12 protein-coding genes and 1 tRNA gene are annotated in these 16,788 nt (G+C 39.7%); 11 read left to right on the forward strand and 2 right to left on the reverse strand.

Translation table 11 applies throughout. From position 1 onward, the window contains the following. The first annotated feature begins 64 nt into the window (after nucleotides 1-64). Entirely contained in the window at nucleotides 65-961 is an 897-nt protein-coding gene (locus ACQRBH_RS06305; protein WP_427761209.1) for a ComEC/Rec2 family competence protein, read from the forward strand. A gap of 8 nt (nucleotides 962-969) precedes the next feature. On the opposite strand, the gene ACQRBH_RS06310 is transcribed toward ACQRBH_RS06305, so the two are convergent. Further along, a complete protein-coding gene (locus ACQRBH_RS06310; protein ID WP_427761210.1) occupies nucleotides 970-5,214 on the reverse strand; it encodes an acyl-CoA dehydratase activase-related protein in 4,245 nt (1,414 codons plus the stop codon). Between the two features lie 234 nt (nucleotides 5,215-5,448). On the opposite strand from ACQRBH_RS06310, the gene ACQRBH_RS06315 reads away from it, so the two are divergent. From ACQRBH_RS06315 to ACQRBH_RS06335, 5 genes are all read left to right on the forward strand, one after another. Beyond that, a complete protein-coding gene (locus tag ACQRBH_RS06315; protein WP_427743547.1) occupies nucleotides 5,449-6,321 on the forward strand; it encodes a rhomboid family intramembrane serine protease in 873 nt (290 codons plus the stop codon). Nucleotides 6,322-6,360: 39 nt separating this feature from the next. Continuing rightward, nucleotides 6,361-7,797, forward strand: coding sequence for a pyruvate kinase (gene pyk / locus ACQRBH_RS06320; protein WP_347375836.1), 1,437 nt, complete (start codon nucleotides 6,361-6,363; stop codon nucleotides 7,795-7,797). Nucleotides 7,798-7,998: 201 nt separating this feature from the next. Then, nucleotides 7,999-8,682 (forward strand): TrmB family transcriptional regulator, encoded by a 684-nt coding sequence (locus tag ACQRBH_RS06325; protein ID WP_427743559.1) that lies wholly within the window; start codon nucleotides 7,999-8,001, stop codon nucleotides 8,680-8,682. Continuing rightward, nucleotides 8,679-9,953, forward strand: a complete 1,275-nt coding sequence (locus tag ACQRBH_RS06330) for a diaminopimelate decarboxylase (RefSeq protein WP_427743546.1) — start codon at nucleotides 8,679-8,681, stop codon at nucleotides 9,951-9,953. Before ACQRBH_RS06325 ends, ACQRBH_RS06330 begins: the two co-directional genes overlap by 4 nt. A gap of 87 nt (nucleotides 9,954-10,040) precedes the next feature. Further along, complete coding sequence (locus ACQRBH_RS06335; protein ID WP_427743544.1) at nucleotides 10,041-10,682, forward strand: hypothetical protein; 642 nt, start codon at nucleotides 10,041-10,043, stop codon at nucleotides 10,680-10,682. A gap of 104 nt (nucleotides 10,683-10,786) precedes the next feature. On the opposite strand, the gene ACQRBH_RS06340 is transcribed toward ACQRBH_RS06335, so the two are convergent. Beyond that, nucleotides 10,787-10,869, reverse strand: a tRNA-Leu gene (locus ACQRBH_RS06340). A gap of 186 nt (nucleotides 10,870-11,055) precedes the next feature. Here ACQRBH_RS06340 and polA point away from each other — a divergent pair. From polA to ACQRBH_RS06365, 5 genes are read left to right on the forward strand one after another with little or no spacing between them, the layout of a single operon-like run. Beyond that, a complete protein-coding gene (gene polA / locus ACQRBH_RS06345) occupies nucleotides 11,056-13,671 on the forward strand; it encodes a DNA polymerase I (protein WP_427761211.1) in 2,616 nt (871 codons plus the stop codon). A gap of 12 nt (nucleotides 13,672-13,683) precedes the next feature. Next, complete coding sequence (gene coaE, locus ACQRBH_RS06350; protein WP_235233434.1) at nucleotides 13,684-14,274, forward strand: dephospho-CoA kinase; 591 nt, start codon at nucleotides 13,684-13,686, stop codon at nucleotides 14,272-14,274. 21 nt (nucleotides 14,275-14,295) lie between these two features. Beyond that, nucleotides 14,296-15,093, forward strand: coding sequence for an MBL fold metallo-hydrolase (locus ACQRBH_RS06355; protein ID WP_235233433.1), 798 nt, complete (start codon nucleotides 14,296-14,298; stop codon nucleotides 15,091-15,093). A 28-nt stretch (nucleotides 15,094-15,121) separates the two neighbouring features. After that, a complete protein-coding gene (locus ACQRBH_RS06360; protein ID WP_235233432.1) occupies nucleotides 15,122-15,394 on the forward strand; it encodes an ACT domain-containing protein in 273 nt (90 codons plus the stop codon). A gap of 29 nt (nucleotides 15,395-15,423) precedes the next feature. Next, entirely contained in the window at nucleotides 15,424-16,788 is a 1,365-nt protein-coding gene (locus ACQRBH_RS06365; RefSeq protein ID WP_235233431.1) for a PFL family protein, read from the forward strand.

Genomic DNA, 16,788 nt, shown 5'->3' on the forward strand with positions numbered 1-16,788 from the left:
AGGTTGATTTTCCAGAACGAGAATTTTATAATAGATGGAAATGTATTAAGGGGAGTATACGGATATGAAGAATGTAAAGAAAATAGCAGCATTTATAGCTGCGCTAACGTTGGCAGTGGCAGGTTATGCTAATCTGGATGATATTACTACTGTGTCAGGAAAAAGCGACAGAAGTATAGCTGATACGGTTGCAACGGGAGAGATGAAAGTGACTTTTCTGGATGTTGGTCAGGGAGATTGTACGATTGTTCAGACTGAAGGACATAATATGCTCATAGATGCAGGCAATAATGACCAGGGAGAATCTGTAGTGTCTTATTTACTGAAAAATGGGATTGATACACTGGATTATCTGATCCTTACACATCCCGATGCGGATCATATTGGAGGAGCAGATGATGTATTGGAAAATATAGATGTTCAGATGGTGCTTATGCCAGATGTTACCAATGATACCATAACTTATCTGGAAGTGGTAGATGATATCAAAGAATTTAATATTCAGATTGTTTATCCGAGAGTAGGAGAGATTTTTACTTTGGGAGATGCTGAATTTACTGTACTTTGTCCAGACGAAGAATTAGTGGATCAGAGCGATCTGAATAGTTCTTCTGTAGGAATCAAGTTAAATCATGGAATCAACTCCTTTGTAATGTGCGGAGATGCAGAAGAAAAGTCCGAAGAAACTATGGCAAAGCATTTTGGCAGTGAATTAGAATGTGATGTGTTAAAATGTGGTCATCATGGAAGCAGTACCGCTACAAGTGATGAGTTTCTGAAAGCAACAGATCCTACCTGGGCTGTCATTAGTTGTGGCGTGGATAATCAATATGGGCATCCACATTGGGAGACTATAGAAAAACTGGAAAATGATGATGTACAGATATACCGGACAGATCAGATGGGGACGATTATTGCAATCAGTGATGGAGAAAACATCAATTGGAAAACAGGGAATTAGGCAAGCGCCTAATTCCCTAAATTTTTATTTGCTGTAGACAGCATTAATTTGATTCGGTTTAATTGATTTACTTCACTTGCTCCTGGATCAAAATCAATTGCTACTATATTGGACTCAGGATAGCGTCTTCTTAATTCTTTGATAACGCCTTTTCCTACTACATGGTTTGGAAGGCAGGCGAATGGCTGAGTACATACAATGTTCGGCGCGCCACTGTGAATCAGCTCCAGCATCTCGCCGGTCAGGAACCAGCCTTCACCTGTCTGGTTTCCAAGAGATACGATTTCAGAAGCCATCTTGCCAAGATTGCGGATGTCAGCAGGTGGAGCAAAATGTTTGCTCTTTTCAAATGCTTTGGTAGCAGGTGCGCGGAACCACTCAATTGCTGCAATTCCAAGATTACCGATTGTTGCCTTGGATTTCTTCATACCAAGGTGAGATACTTTGAAATTCTGATTGTAGAAGCAGTACTGAAGGAAATCCAGCAGATCTGGTACGACTGCTTCCGCTCCTTCACTTTCCAATAGTTCTACCAGATAGTTATTGGCAGCCGGGAGGAATTTTACCAGAATCTCTCCGACAACGCCGACGCGTGGCTTTTTGATATCCAGAAGTTCAATATTCTGATCGAAGTCGTTTATGATATCGTGGCAAAGCTGGCTGAAGCGGTGTCTGGAAGGATAACCCTGGGATACGAACTCCTGGCAGACCTTTTTCCATTTTTCATGCATGGCGTTTACAGATCCTGGTACAGCTTCATATGGACGAAGGCGATATACGCATTTCATGAAAATATCTCCAAATACGACTGCATATACGCCGCGGAGTACCAGTGGAAGTGTAATCTTGAATCCAGGGTTACTTTCCAGCCCGCTTAAATTAATAGAGATGACTGGAATGTGTCCATAGCCGGCTTTCTTTAATGCACGTCGTATAAAACCGATATAGTTAGATGCACGGCATCCACCACCGGTCTGGCTGATGATGACGGCAATCTTATCGGTATTATATTTACCAGAAAGGATAGCTTCCATGATCTGTCCGACTACCATAAGAGATGGATAGCAGGCATCGTTATTAACATATTTTAATCCTACATCTACCGCCTGCTTATTATCATTTGGCAAGACTTCAATGTTGTAACCGGAAGCTCTGAATGCAGGTTCCAGTAATTCAAAGTGAATCGGTGACATCTGTGGGCAGAGAATCGTATAGTCCTTACGCATTTCTTTAGTGAAAGGCACTTTTGTTATAGCAGAAGAATGAATCTCTCTTTCTTCGTGGCGTTTTTCTCTGACACGGATGGCAGCAAGCAGAGATCTGACACGGATTCTCGCAGCACCTAAGTTGTTGACTTCATCAATCTTCAAAGATGTATAAATCTTGTCAGAATCATTCAAAATAGATGCTACCTGATCTGTTGTAACAGCATCCAGACCACAACCAAAAGAATTTAGCTGGATCAAATCCAGATTTTCTGTTGTTTTCACATAATTTGCCGCCGCATACAGACGAGAATGGTACATCCACTGATCCATAACGTTCAACGGGTGTTCTGCCGGATGCAGGTGAGAAACGGAATCCTCTGTCAATACAGCAATATTATAAGAGTTGATCAATTCCGGAATTCCGTGGTTTACTTCCGGGTCAATATGGTAAGGTCTTCCGGCAAGAACGATTCCACGATTACCGGTCTCTTCCAGAAACTTGATGGTCTCTTCTCCCTTTTTCTGCATATCTTTCCTACAGGAATCGAGTTCGTCCCAGGCTGCATGTACAGCTGATTTGATTTCAGCAGCAGGAATGGAGAACTTATCAGAGAATACCTCTACCATTCGATAGGCAATTGTCTCTTCATTTGCAAATGAAAGGAATGGATGGATAAAATCAACTTCCCCATTTACGATAGCATCAATATTATTTTTGATGTTTTCAGGATAAGAAGTTACAATTGGGCAATTGTAGTGATTGTTTGCTTCTGCAAATTCATTACGTTCATAAGGAATACTTGGGTAAAATATGTATTTAATTCCTTCATTAATTAGCCATTGTACATGTCCGTGGGCAAGTTTTGCAGGGTAACATTCTGATTCACTTGGAATAGATTCGATACCAAGTTCATATACCTTTCTGGTGGAAACCGGCGATAATACAACACGGAATCCAAGAGTATGGAAGAAGGTAAACCAGAATGGATAATTCTCATACATGTTCAGGACACGTGGAATACCGATGGTTCCTCGTTTTGCCTCTTCCTCTGTTAACGGAGTATAATCAAAATAACGTTTTAACTTATATTCAAACAGATTAGGCAGTTTATTGGCGGACTTCTCTTTACCAAGGCCGCGCTCACAGCGGTTACCTGTAATGAATTTACGACCGCCGCTGAAGTGGTTGATGGTCAGGCGGCAGTTGTTGGTACATCCTTTACATTTGGCCATAGTAGTAGAATATTCCAGAGATTCGATCTCTTCGATAGGCAGCATAGTTGTGCCCTCGCAGTCTACATATCTTTCCCGTGCGATTAAAGCTGCACCGAAAGCACCCATGATTCCGGCAATATCCGGTCGAATTGCTTCGCAGTTGGCGATTTTTTCAAAACTTCTAAGTACTGCGTTATTATAGAAGGTTCCGCCCTGTACAACGATATGGTTGCCAAGTTCGGAAGCATCGGACACTTTGATTACTTTAAACAAAGCATTCTTAATAACGGAATATGCAAGTCCGGCAGAGATGTCAGCAACCTCAGCGCCTTCTTTTTGGGCCTGTTTTACCTTGGAATTCATGAATACAGTACAGCGTGTACCAAGGTCGATCGGATTACGGGCAAATAATGCTTCATGAGCAAAATCTTCGACAGAATAGTTCAGAGATTTTGCAAAGGTCTCTATAAAAGAACCGCAGCCAGAAGAGCAGGCTTCATTTAACTGAACGCTGTCAACGGTCTGATTCTTGATCTTGATACACTTCATATCCTGTCCGCCAATATCCAGGATACAGTCTACATCCGGCTCAAAGAAAGATGCAGCATAGTAATGAGAGACTGTCTCTACTTCGCCCTCATCCAGTAAAAGTGCAGATTTAATCAGGGCTTCACCATATCCGGTCGAGCAGGAGTGAACAATCTCCACACCTTCCGGAAGCTTACTGTAGATATCCTTAATTGCCGTTATGGTGGTACCAAGAGGATCTCCTTCGTTATTATGATAGAAAGAGTATAATAAAGTGCCATCCTCACCGACCAGTGCTGCTTTGGTAGTAGTGGAGCCGGCGTCAATTCCTAAAAAGGCTTTGCCGCGGTAAGATTCCAGGTCTTTCACAGGAACCTGATGTTTTGCGTGTCTTTCTTCAAAAGCATGATAGTCTGCTTCGCTGGCAAAAAGCGGCTCCATACGGTCTACTTCGAAATCCATCTTGATTTTACCTTCCAGACGCTGCTGCATCTGCTGTAAAGATACATCCAGATTTTTCTTGGAATTCAGTGCAGATCCGATGGCAGCGAATAAGTGAGAATGCCCGGGGGCAATCGTATGTTCATTATCTAGCTTTAATGTACGGACGAAAGCTTCTTTTAATTCAGATAAGAAATGAAGCGGTCCGCCCAAAAATGCAACATGTCCTCGAATCGGTTTTCCACAGGCTAATCCACTGATTGTTTGATTTACAACAGCCTGAAAAATAGAAGCTGCCAGGTCTTCTTTAGAAGCACCGTCATTGATCAGCGGTTGGATGTCGGATTTAGCAAATACTCCGCATCGTGCAGCAATAGAATATAAAGATTTATAATTTTTGGCATATTCATTTAACCCAGATGCATCTGTCTGGAGCAGAGAAGCCATCTGGTCAATAAAGGATCCGGTACCGCCGGCGCATACGCCGTTCATACGCTGCTCTACATTACCGCCTTCAAAATAAATGATCTTAGCATCTTCCCCGCCTAATTCAATGGCAACATCTGTCTGAGGAGCATAATCCTGTAATGCGGTGGAAACGGCAATTACCTCCTGCACAAATGGAACACCAAGATGCTTGGCAAGGGTTAGTCCGCCGGAACCTGTGATGACCGGAGAAGCATGAATAGGACCTAATTTATAAATTGCTCTTCCAAGCAGATCAGATAATGTCTCCTGGATATTCGCGTAATGTCTTTCATAATCAGAAAAGGCAACATCATTATTCTCATCCAGAATGGCAATTTTTACCGTCGTGGAACCAATATCAATTCCAAGGGTATAAATATCTTTTTGACTCATAATATGTACTCCTTATTACATTTTCATCTATGACTTTCTTCTTATTAAATGTGTTTTTGTTTTACAGACTGTAACATTATACGACAAATTATTCGAAAAGACAATTCGCAATTGATTATTTTAGCATAAAATAAATGTTAAAATTATTTAAACTTGTATAGCAGAATTGACAAATATTCTATGAAACGTTAGAATGACTACAGTGTAAAACATATGAAAGACAGGGATTATTCTATGAACAATTGGTTAGATAAACTGGAGAGAAAGTTCGGAAGATATGCGATTCCGAATCTGATGTATTATATTATTATTTTGTATGCTGCTGGATTTGTCTTAAATCTGGTGAATCCATCATTCTATTATCAATATCTGAGCCTGAACGCTTCGGCAATCTTGCATGGTCAGATATGGAGGATTGTGACATTCATAATTCAACCACCGTCTACCAGCCTGATTTTTATTATATTTGCGTTATATTTATATTTTATGATTGGACAGCAGTTAGAGAGAGCCTGGGGAGCATTTCGGTTTAATCTTTACTTCTTTTCCGGAATGATTTTCCATGTGATTGCAGCAATTATTGCTTATCTCTTGACAGGAATCTCTTTTCAGATGGATACCTGGTATCTGAATATGTCTCTGTTTTTTGCTTTTGCTGCTTTATATCCTGATCTACAGTTTTTGCTGTTTTTTGTGATACCGATCAAAGCAAAATATCTGGCATTGATTGATGGATTATATTTTGTCTATGCGATTGTTCAGGCATTTTTGCCGGCTTATGGCGGAAGTGTCTATGGTATTTATTACAAGGCTAACGCTCTTGCAGCAGTGGTTTCCATACTGAACTTTCTGATCTTTTTCTTGAATTCAAGAAATGCAAGGGCGTATTCTCCGCGGCAGATGAAGCGGAAAAAGGAATTTCAACGCAAAGTAAGCCATGCACAGCGTCCTGTTAATACCTATGCAAACGGTGCAAAACACAGATGTGCAGTCTGTGGCAGAACGGAGTTGGATGATCCAAAGCTGGAATTCAGGTATTGTTCTAAATGTAATGGTAATTATGAATATTGTCAGGATCATTTGTTTACACATACACATGTAAAATGATTTTACCAATAATAGTTATAAGAGAGGAATTAAGGGAATATGAAAAAAACAAAAATTATTTGTACAATGGGACCAAACACGAATGATGAAAGCCTTATGAGAAAATTAGTCCAGAGTGGTATGGATATTGCCAGATTTAATTTTTCTCACGGTGATCATGAAGAACAGAAGATGAGAATGGATATGCTGAAAAAGATTCGTGATGAGGAAGGAAAGCCAATTGCGATTCTTTTAGATACAAAAGGACCAGAGATACGTACGGGAATCTTGAAAGATGGCAAGAAAGTAATGCTTCAGGCTGGTAATGTATTTACTTTAAGCACAGAGGATATTGTCGGAGATGAGACGAAGACATCTATCACATATCCAGGTCTGGTCGCAGATGTTCAGGTTGGAAGTACGATTTTGATTGATGATGGACTTATTGAGTTGAAAGTAAAAGAAAAAAGAGACACTGAGATTGTGTGTAAGATAGTGAACGGTGGTGAATTGGGAGAGCGTAAAGGTGTGAATGTACCGAATGTTCCTGTCAGACTTCCTGCAATTACTGATAAGGACAGAGACGATCTTCGATTTGGTGTAGAGCAGAAGGTTGATTTTATTGCAGCATCATTTGTGAGAAATGCAGAGTGTATTCTTGAAATTAAAGCATTTTTGAAAGAATGCGGTGCCCCATATATTCCGGTTATTGCCAAGATTGAAAATGCAGAAGGGATTAAGAATATTGATGAGATTATTCGATGCGCTGATGGAATCATGGTGGCTCGTGGAGATCTTGGTGTTGAGATTCCTGCAGAAGAGGTTCCATATCTTCAGAAGATGATCATTCAGAAATGTAACGATAATTACAAACCGGTTATTACTGCAACACAGATGTTAGATTCTATGATCCGCAATCCTCGCCCGACAAGAGCAGAAGTAACAGACGTAGCCAATGCCGTATATGACGGAACGGATGCGGTCATGCTTTCTGGTGAGACTGCGCAGGGTAAATATCCAGTTGAAGCTCTTCAGATGATGGTTCATATTGTAGAAAGTACAGAAGAACATCTGGATTATGATCTGATTCTTAAGAAAGCCGGTGAGCATAGGATGAAGAGTGCGTCCAGTGCCCTGGGCCATGCGACTGTAACAACTGCAAATAACCTAAGAGCAAAATGTATCATTACTCCTACAGTGTCAGGAGCAACGGCAAGAGTTGTATCTAAGTTCAAACCACAGATGGACATCATTGGCGTTAGTCCGAATGAAACAACTTTGAGAAGAATGCAGATTTACTGGGGCGTAAGACCATTAAAATCTATTGAAGTTCATACGACAGAAGATATCTGTAATAGTGCAATTGATCTGATCTGTGCAAAACAGATGGCAGAGACAGGAGATGTTGTGATCCTGACAGCTGGAATTCCATCTACCAATGTAGCTGGAGTGAAAACTGGAGTTAGCAATATGATGAGGATTGCGGTTGTAGATTAAGAAATCGTTGTAGTAATAGAGGCGGAATGTTTCTGCCTCTTTTTTCTTGACCTTTGTTAGCTATTAGACCCTTTATGAAATTAAAAAAAACCTTGTGAATGTATTGACATATTATCTAACATCCTTTATAGTGTTCCTATCGAGAACTACTAAAAGAAATGGGGTGATTAATTGGAACAGCTGTCATTTGTGGAACGTCTGATGGAATTTGGCCTTACGCGGCAGGAAGCAAATATTTATCAATGTATGATAACTGAAGGAAAAGTGACAGGATATGAGGTGGCTAAGCAGACGGGAATTTCTAGATCGAATGCGTATAATTCTCTTGCAAATATGACGGAGAAGGGTGTTGCATATCTGGTAGAAGAAGGAAATACGCGAAAATATGTTCCGGTTCCACTGGATGAATTCTGCAAGAATCGTATCCGTAAGCTGGAAGAATCAAAGAAATGGCTGATCGCACATGTACCATCTGAAAAGACATATGTGGAAGGATATATTACAATTGAAGGTGCTGATCATATCCTGGACAAGATGAGAAATCTCTTGTCTCAGGTGGAAAAAAGAGTATATATCAGCTGCACAAGGAATTATCTGCTTCTTTTAGTCAGAGAATTAGAAGACTTAATTCGCGACAAAAAGAAGGTTGTGATTATTACAGATCAGCCAGCATCCTTTGATAATGCTAAGGTATATGTTGGTGAAAACAGAGGTATGCAGATTGGCCTGATTGCAGATTCTAGATATGTTCTTACTGGAGAATATGGAGAAGGAAGCATGAATACTTGTTTGTATTCTGGACAGAAAAATTTTGTGGAGTTATACAAAACTGCACTTTCGAATGAAATAAAACTACTATCGATGCGGGAGGAAAACCAACAATGAAAAAAGAACCATTTGTAACGAAAGAACAGTTAGATGAGATTGTAAAAGAGTATCCAACACCTTTTCATTTGTATGATGAAAAAGGTATTCGTAAAAATATGAAAGCATTAAAAGAAGCATTTTCATGGAATAAAGGCTATAAAGAATATTTCGCAGTAAAAGCGACACCTAATCCATTCTTGATTAATATTTTGCGAGAATATGGCTGTGGCTGTGATTGCTCGTCATATACAGAATTAATGCTTTCTAATGCAATAGGTGCATCTGGAGAAGATATTATGTTTTCATCTAACGATACGCCTGCAGAGGAATTCGTGCTTGCTGAAAAATTAGGAGCTATCATTAATCTGGATGATATTACACATATTGATTTTTTGGAGAAAACAATTGGACATATTCCGGAGATCATTAGTTGTCGCTACAATCCGGGTGGATTGTTTAAAATCAGTAATGATATTATGGACAATCCAGGAGATGCCAAATATGGTATGACAACGGAACAATTATTTGATGCATTTAAAATATTGAAAGAAAAAGGAGCAAAAGAATTTGGAATTCACGCATTTCTTGCAAGTAATACTGTGACGAATGAATATTATCCTATGCTTGCAAAGGTATTATTTGAAGTGGCAGTAAAACTTCAGAAGGAAACAGGTGTGCATATCAAGTTTATCAATCTGTCTGGGGGAATTGGAATTCCGTATACACCTGATCAAGAGCCAAATGATATTCGGATAATAGGGGACGGTGTCCGCAGAGTATATGAAGAGGTTCTGGTTCCGGCCGGAATGGGTGATGTTGCAATTTATACAGAATTAGGACGTTTTATGATGGGACCATATGGTTGCCTGGTAACTACAGCGATTCATCAAAAACATACACACAAAGAATATATTGGCGTTGATGCATGTGCAGTAAATCTGATGCGTCCTGCAATGTATGGTGCTTATCATCATATTACTGTTATGGGAAAAGAAAATCATCCATGCGATCACAAATACGATGTTACAGGTTCTTTGTGTGAAAATAATGATAAATTTGCCATTGACCGTATGTTGCCAAAGATTGATATTGGCGATTTACTAGTGATTCACGATACAGGTGCTCACGGATTTTCCATGGGATATAACTACAATGGAAAGTTAAAATCAGCGGAAGTTCTTTTGAAAGAAGACGGAACGACTCAGTTAATTCGAAGGGCTGAAACTCCGGCAGATTATTTTGCAACATTTGATTGCTTTGAAATTGGCAGAAAATTAACTGAAAATTAACAACAAGGTCCCCTGTCAAGAGTTGAATTTATGAAAAATAAAGTGTATGGTATACTCATATCTTATACAGAAGTAGGAGGAATAGGAATGAGAAAAAAAGGACTTTTGGCTGTTTTGCTTGTTATGGCAATGTCTCTTTTGAGCGGTTGCGGGGGAATGAGTGCGGAAGATGCAAGTTCTTATGCAAAGTCTGTTTTGGATGCCAGCTATAAAGGAGAATTTGATGACTATATCGAATGGACGAAATCCACAGAAGATGAGGCAAATGAGTTGTATGAGGGCAATATTGACACAACAATGGAAGAAGCTGGTTTTTCTGACCTTGGAATATCAGAAGAACTGATGGCAAGTTACAGAGAATTGTTCCTGGATATGGTCAAGCATGCAAAATACGAAGTAGGAGAGGCAAAAGAATCAGATAACGATGCATATACGATTGACATTACAGTAGAACCGTTTATAGCCTTTGAAGGAATTCAGGAAGAGGTGACGGCTTCTCTTACAGAAGAAATAAGTAATATGACAGAGATCCCGAGTGATGAGGAATTGAATCAGATGGTATTCCAGAGAATGTATGATCTTATGGCTGCAAGAATGGAAGATCCTGCATATGGTGATCCTGCAATCGTTACAATTACCGTACAGCCAGATGCTGATGGTGTATATTATATTTCTCAGGAAGATATGACAGCACTTGATGATGCAATGTTTCCGGCAGATAGTTTCTAATATGTTTAAGAAAAAGATGCGTTATATATCAGATTAATAAATGATATAACGCATCTTTTTTCTTAAAAAATAAAAACCAGATCTGTACTTGATCTGGCTTTTAATGCGGATGGTGGGACTTGAACCCACACGAAGTCGCCCTCGCAAGATTTTGAGTCTTGTGCGTCTGCCATTCCGCCACATCCGCAGGTTTTTTTGCTTTTCGCAACAACATGGTAAATTATAACCTTTTAATTTGAGAATGTCAATGGTTTTATAAAGAAATTTTGCAAAAAAAACAGGGTAAAATTGATTTGGTGAATAATTTCCTTTTAAAAACCAATGTTTTGGTGTATAGTAATAGGGTAGTTTTGTTTTTAATGGAGAATTCTATATGAATGAAAAGATTGTATTGATAGATGGACATAGTATTTTAAATCGTGCGTTTTATGGCCTGCCGGATCTGACGAATGCAGATGGGCTTCACACGAATGCAATCTACGGATTTTTAACAATTATGTTCAAAATCTTAGAAGAAGAAAAACCAGAATATCTGACAGTTGCTTTTGATGTTCATGCTCCGACATTTCGTCATGAGATGTATGCGGAGTATAAAGGTACGAGAAAGCCTATGGCAGATGAATTGCGTCAACAGGTCCCGGTCATCAAAGAAGTTTTACATGCAATGGGAATCAAGACGATTGAATCAACTGGCCTGGAAGCAGATGATCTTCTGGGAACTTTGTCCAAACGTTGTGAGAAGCAAGGAATGGAAGTGGCGATTATTTCTGGAGACAGAGATTTACTTCAGCTTGCAACAGGGCATGTGAAGATACGTATTCCAAAGACCAAGCAAGGCAGAACAGAAGTTGAAGATTATTTCGCGCAGGATGTAAAGGAACGTTATCAAGTGACGCCTTTGGAATTTATTGATCTGAAAGCTTTGATGGGCGATACCTCGGATAATATTCCTGGAGTCCCAAGTATTGGAGAAAAGACTGCTACGAAGATTATAGCAGAATATCATACGATTGAGAATGCTTATGACCATGTTGATGAATTAAAGCCGCCTAGAGCCTCCAAAGCATTGAAAGAACATTGGGATATGGCGGTGATGAGTAAGAAACTTGCCACGATTAATGTGGATGCTGATTTTCCTTATAAATTGGAGGACGCAAAGCTTGGAAATATCTATACTGAAGAGGCTTATGCATATTTTCAGAAGCTCCAGTTCAAGAATCTTCTTTCCAAGTTTGATGTAACTGCTCCTTCCAATCAGATTGAGTCTGTGTTTCGAGAAGTTACAGATATTCAGACGGCAGAAGAGATTATGACGAAAGCCAGGGCTGCAAAATGTGTAGGTGCGTGTGTTTTCCAGGATACGGAAAATGTATTACCACTTTTTGCCAATCAGGCAGGTGTCGGGGGAATCGGGTTGTGTTTCTCTGAACAGAATGTTTATTGTATTCGAACTGGGCATGGTATAGATACTTCGTGGCTGTTGAATCAGCTGGAGGTGATAGCCGAAGAAACAGAACGATATGTTATGTTTGATTTGAAATCAGCGATGAAGTATTTAAAGATCAGTAATACTTCAAACTGTTTCGATGCGACAATCGCAGCGTATTTGTTGAATCCGTTAAAGAGCAATTACACTTATGAGGATGTTGCAAGAGAACAATTGGATATTGTAATAGAAGAAAAAGTAGAATTGTATGTTAAGATATGCTATGAAGCATATACAGCATATACAGCATCTGAACGTTTATGGGAAAAACTTAAGGAATGTCATATGGACAAGCTTTTTACAGAGATAGAGATGCCATTGTTATTTACTTTGTATGAGATGGAAGCAAATGGTGTAAAAGTGGAGGCAGAGGCTCTGAAATTCTATGGTGATCAGTTGGGTGCCAAGATTGTAGAACTTGAGAAAGAGATCTATGAAGAAGCCAATGAGACATTCAATATCAATTCACCAAAGCAGCTGGGCGTTGTGCTGTTTGAAAATATGAAGATTCCTGGTGGAAAGAAGACAAAAACCGGATATTCTACGGCTGCGGATGTGTTGGAAAAGTTGGCACCTGATTATCCAATTATTGCGAAAATTTTGGAATACAGGCAGTATTCCAAATTAAAATCTACCTATGCAGATGGGTTGGCAAATTACATCTGTGATGATGGAAGAATTCATGGAAAATTCAATCAGACGATAACGGCTACAGGAAGAATCAGCAGTACAGAACCTAATCTTCAGAATATTCCGATTCGAATGGAGTTGGGACGATTAATTCGTAAGGTTTTCGTTCCGGAAGAAGGATATATATTTGTAGATGCCGATTATTCACAGATCGAACTGCGGGTACTGGCCCACTGTTCAGGAGATAGTCATTTGATTGAGGCATATAAAGAAGCCAGAGATATTCACAGAATCACTGCCTCACAAGTCTTTCATGTTCCATTTGATGAAGTCACTGACCAACAGCGGCGGAATGCGAAAGCAGTTAATTTCGGAATTGTGTATGGAATCAGTTCTTTTGGATTGAGTCAGGATCTGAGTATCAGTCGAAAAGAAGCAGCAAAGTATATAGATGATTATTTTAAGACATATCCGGGAATCAAGACATTTTTGGATGACACGGTAAAACATGCAAAAGATATGGGTTATGTTGTTACGTTATTTGGCAGACGTCGTCCGGTTCCAGAGTTGGCGTCCAGTAATTTTATGCAACGTTCCTTTGGAGAAAGAGTGGCGATGAATTCGCCGATTCAGGGAACTGCAGCGGATATAATGAAGATTGCCATGATAGGGGTCAGCCGAAGGCTGAAGGAAAAGCATATGAAATCAAAACTGGTTCTTCAGGTTCATGATGAATTATTGATTGAGGCTTTTCAACCGGAATTAGAGGAAGTGAAGGCAATTCTTCAGGAAGAGATGGAACAGGCAGCTTCCTTGGATGTACCATTGGAAGTTGATATGCACACAGGAGAAAACTGGTACGAGGCAAAGTAGAGGTGTAAGAGAATGAAGGTTATTGGAATTACAGGCGGAGTTGGCGCGGGAAAGACTCAGATCTTAGAATATTTGAATAATAAGTATGGTGCTACCATCTGTCAGGCTGATGCTGTAGGAAAAAAACTCCAGAAAAAAGGTACAGAGTGTTTTGATGCAATCGTGGCACATTTTGGTACAGAGATTTTAGATGCAAAAGGCGAGTTGGATAGAGAAAAACTGGCAGATATTGTTTTTTCGGACAAAGTAGAATTATCTGTTTTAAATAGTATTGTGCATCCGGCAGTGAAAGAAGAGATTTATAAAAAGATTGCCAAAGAAGAACGTAAGAATACGAATTTATTTATTCTGGAGTCAGCGATTCTCATTGAAGATCACTACGAGGAAATCTGTGATGAATTATGGTATATCTATGTGGAGGATTCTATTCGTAAGAAAAGATTAATCTATGCAAGAGGATATGATTCAAAGAAAGTAGATGATATTATTGCGGCACAGCTTCCAAAGAGTATGTTTATGAAACACTGTGACCGTGTGATTGATAATAGCAATACTTTTGAAGAGACAAAGATACAGTTGGATAAAATTGTGGCAGATTTATAAGAAAGGCAGAAAATATACAGTATGAGATTATGCAGCATTGCCAGTGGAAGCAGCGGTAACTGTATCTATGTAGGAGATGATAATACGCATCTTCTGGTAGATACAGGGATTAGTAAGAAGAGGATTGAAGAAGGGTTACATATACTGGGAGTCAAAGGAGAAGAACTGAAAGGAATTTTGATTACTCATGAACACATTGACCATATTCAGGGACTTGGTGTGTTCAGCAGAAAATATGAGATTCCAATCTATGCGACAAAAGGTACAATAGCGGGAATACGCGGTTGCAGTAGCCTGGGCAAGATGCCTGATGGATTACTGCACGAAGTAAATGTTGATGAAGTGTTTTCTGTGGGAGATATGAATATCTGCCCTTTTTCTATATCGCATGATGCAAAAGAACCATCAGGATATCGAATTGAAAATGAAAAAAAAGCTGTTGCTGTTGCGACAGATCTTGGAAAATATGATGATTATACTGTGAAACATTTACAGAATCTGGATGGAATTGTTCTGGAAGCAAATCATGATATTCATATGCTGGAAGTCGGTCCATACCCATATCCTTTGAAGAAAAGAGTGATGGGTGATAAGGGACATTTATCAAATGAATTGTCAGGGCGGCTTCTTTGTGATATACTACATGACAATTTACAGTATGTGATACTTGGTCATCTGAGTAAGGAAAACAATTATGAAGAACTGGCTTATGAGACAGTAAAACTGGAGGTCAGCTATGGAAACAACCCATATAAGGGAGATGATATTCCAATCATGGTGGCTAAACGAGATACTGTATCAGATATTATAACACTATAGGCAAACATGAGAAGCAGGAGGAACTAAGATGAGAAAGTGTGTAATTACAGTTGTGGGAAAGGATACCGTAGGAATCATTGCAAAGGTCTGTACGTATTTGGCAGAGACGAATATTAACATTCTGGATATTTCACAGACGATTGTCGATGGATATTTTAATATGATGGCAATCGTTGATGTCACAAATTCTGCAAAAGAGATTCAATGCGTGGCAAAAGAGTTAGAGGAGTTGGGGGTTTCCATTGGTGTGACGATTCACTGCCAAAGAGAAGAAATCTTTGAAAAAATGCACAGACTATAGAGGAAGACAGAAAGGCCAGGTATTAGAATATGATTAACAGATATGAAGTGTACGAGACAAACCAGATGATCGAGGAGGAAAACCTGGATGTCAGGACGATTACTCTTGGAATCAGTTTATTGGATTGCATTGATTCGGATCTGAAGAAGTTAAATGATAATATATATCATAAGATAACAGCAACAGCAAAAGATCTGGTTTCGACTGGCGAACAGATTGAACGGGAATTTGGAATTCCTATTGTAAATAAAAGAATTTCCGTGACTCCAATAGCGTTGATCGGCGGTTCGGCATGTAAGAAGTCTGAAGATTATGTTACAATTGCAAGGACGTTAGATAAAGCAGCAAAAGAAGTTGGTGTGAATTTTATCGGTGGATATTCTGCCTTGGTTTCAAAGTCCATGACGAAAAGTGATGAGAACTTGATTCGATCTATTCCAGAGGCTTTGGCATGCACTGACCGTGTCTGTAGTTCTATTAATGTTGGATCAACCAGAACAGGAATTAATATGGATGCAGTCAGATTGAGCGGAGAGATAATAAAAGCAACTGCCGAGGCCACAAAGGAGAATGATTCTCTGGGCTGTGCAAAATTAGTGGTATTTTGTAATGCCCCTGATGATAATCCGTTTATGGCGGGTGCATTTTTGGGAGTTACTGAAGGGGATGCGGTCATTAATGTTGGAGTTAGTGGCCCTGGCGTTGTAAAGCATGCGATTGAACAGGTACGCGGACAGGGATTTGAAAAATTGTGTGAGACAATTAAGAAAACTGCATTTAAAGTGACTCGAGTTGGACAGCTGGTTGCTGGAGAGGCTTCAAAAAGAATGGGAATTCCATTTGGAATTATTGATCTTTCTTTGGCACCGACTCCTGCTGTAGGAGATAGTGTTGCGGAGATTCTGGAGGAAATTGGATTGGAAAGAGTTGGCGCTCCGGGTACGACTGCAGCACTCGCAATGTTGAATGATCAGGTGAAAAAAGGGGGCGTCATGGCTTCTTCTTATGTAGGAGGGTTAAGCGGTGCGTTTATCCCGGTCAGTGAAGACAAAGGGATGATCGATGCTGTGAATCTTGGAGCTTTGACGATAGAAAAATTAGAAGCAATGACTTGTGTCTGCTCAGTTGGTCTGGATATGATTGCAATTCCCGGAAAGACTAAAGCATCAACAATCTCGGGAATTATTGCCGATGAGATGGCAATAGGCATGGTCAATCAGAAGACAACGGCTGTCCGGTTGATTCCTGTGATTGGAAAAGATGTCGGGGAAACGGCAGAGTTTGGTGGATTATTGGGTTATGCACCGATTATACCGGTGAATGAATATGATTGCAGTGCATTTGTGAACAGACAGGGAAGAATTCCCGCACCGATTCACAGTTTTAAGAATTAG

It is taken from the genome of Bariatricus sp. SGI.161 (assembly GCF_050313695.1).
Classification (GTDB): Bacteria; Bacillota; Clostridia; order Lachnospirales; family Lachnospiraceae; genus JAFBIX01.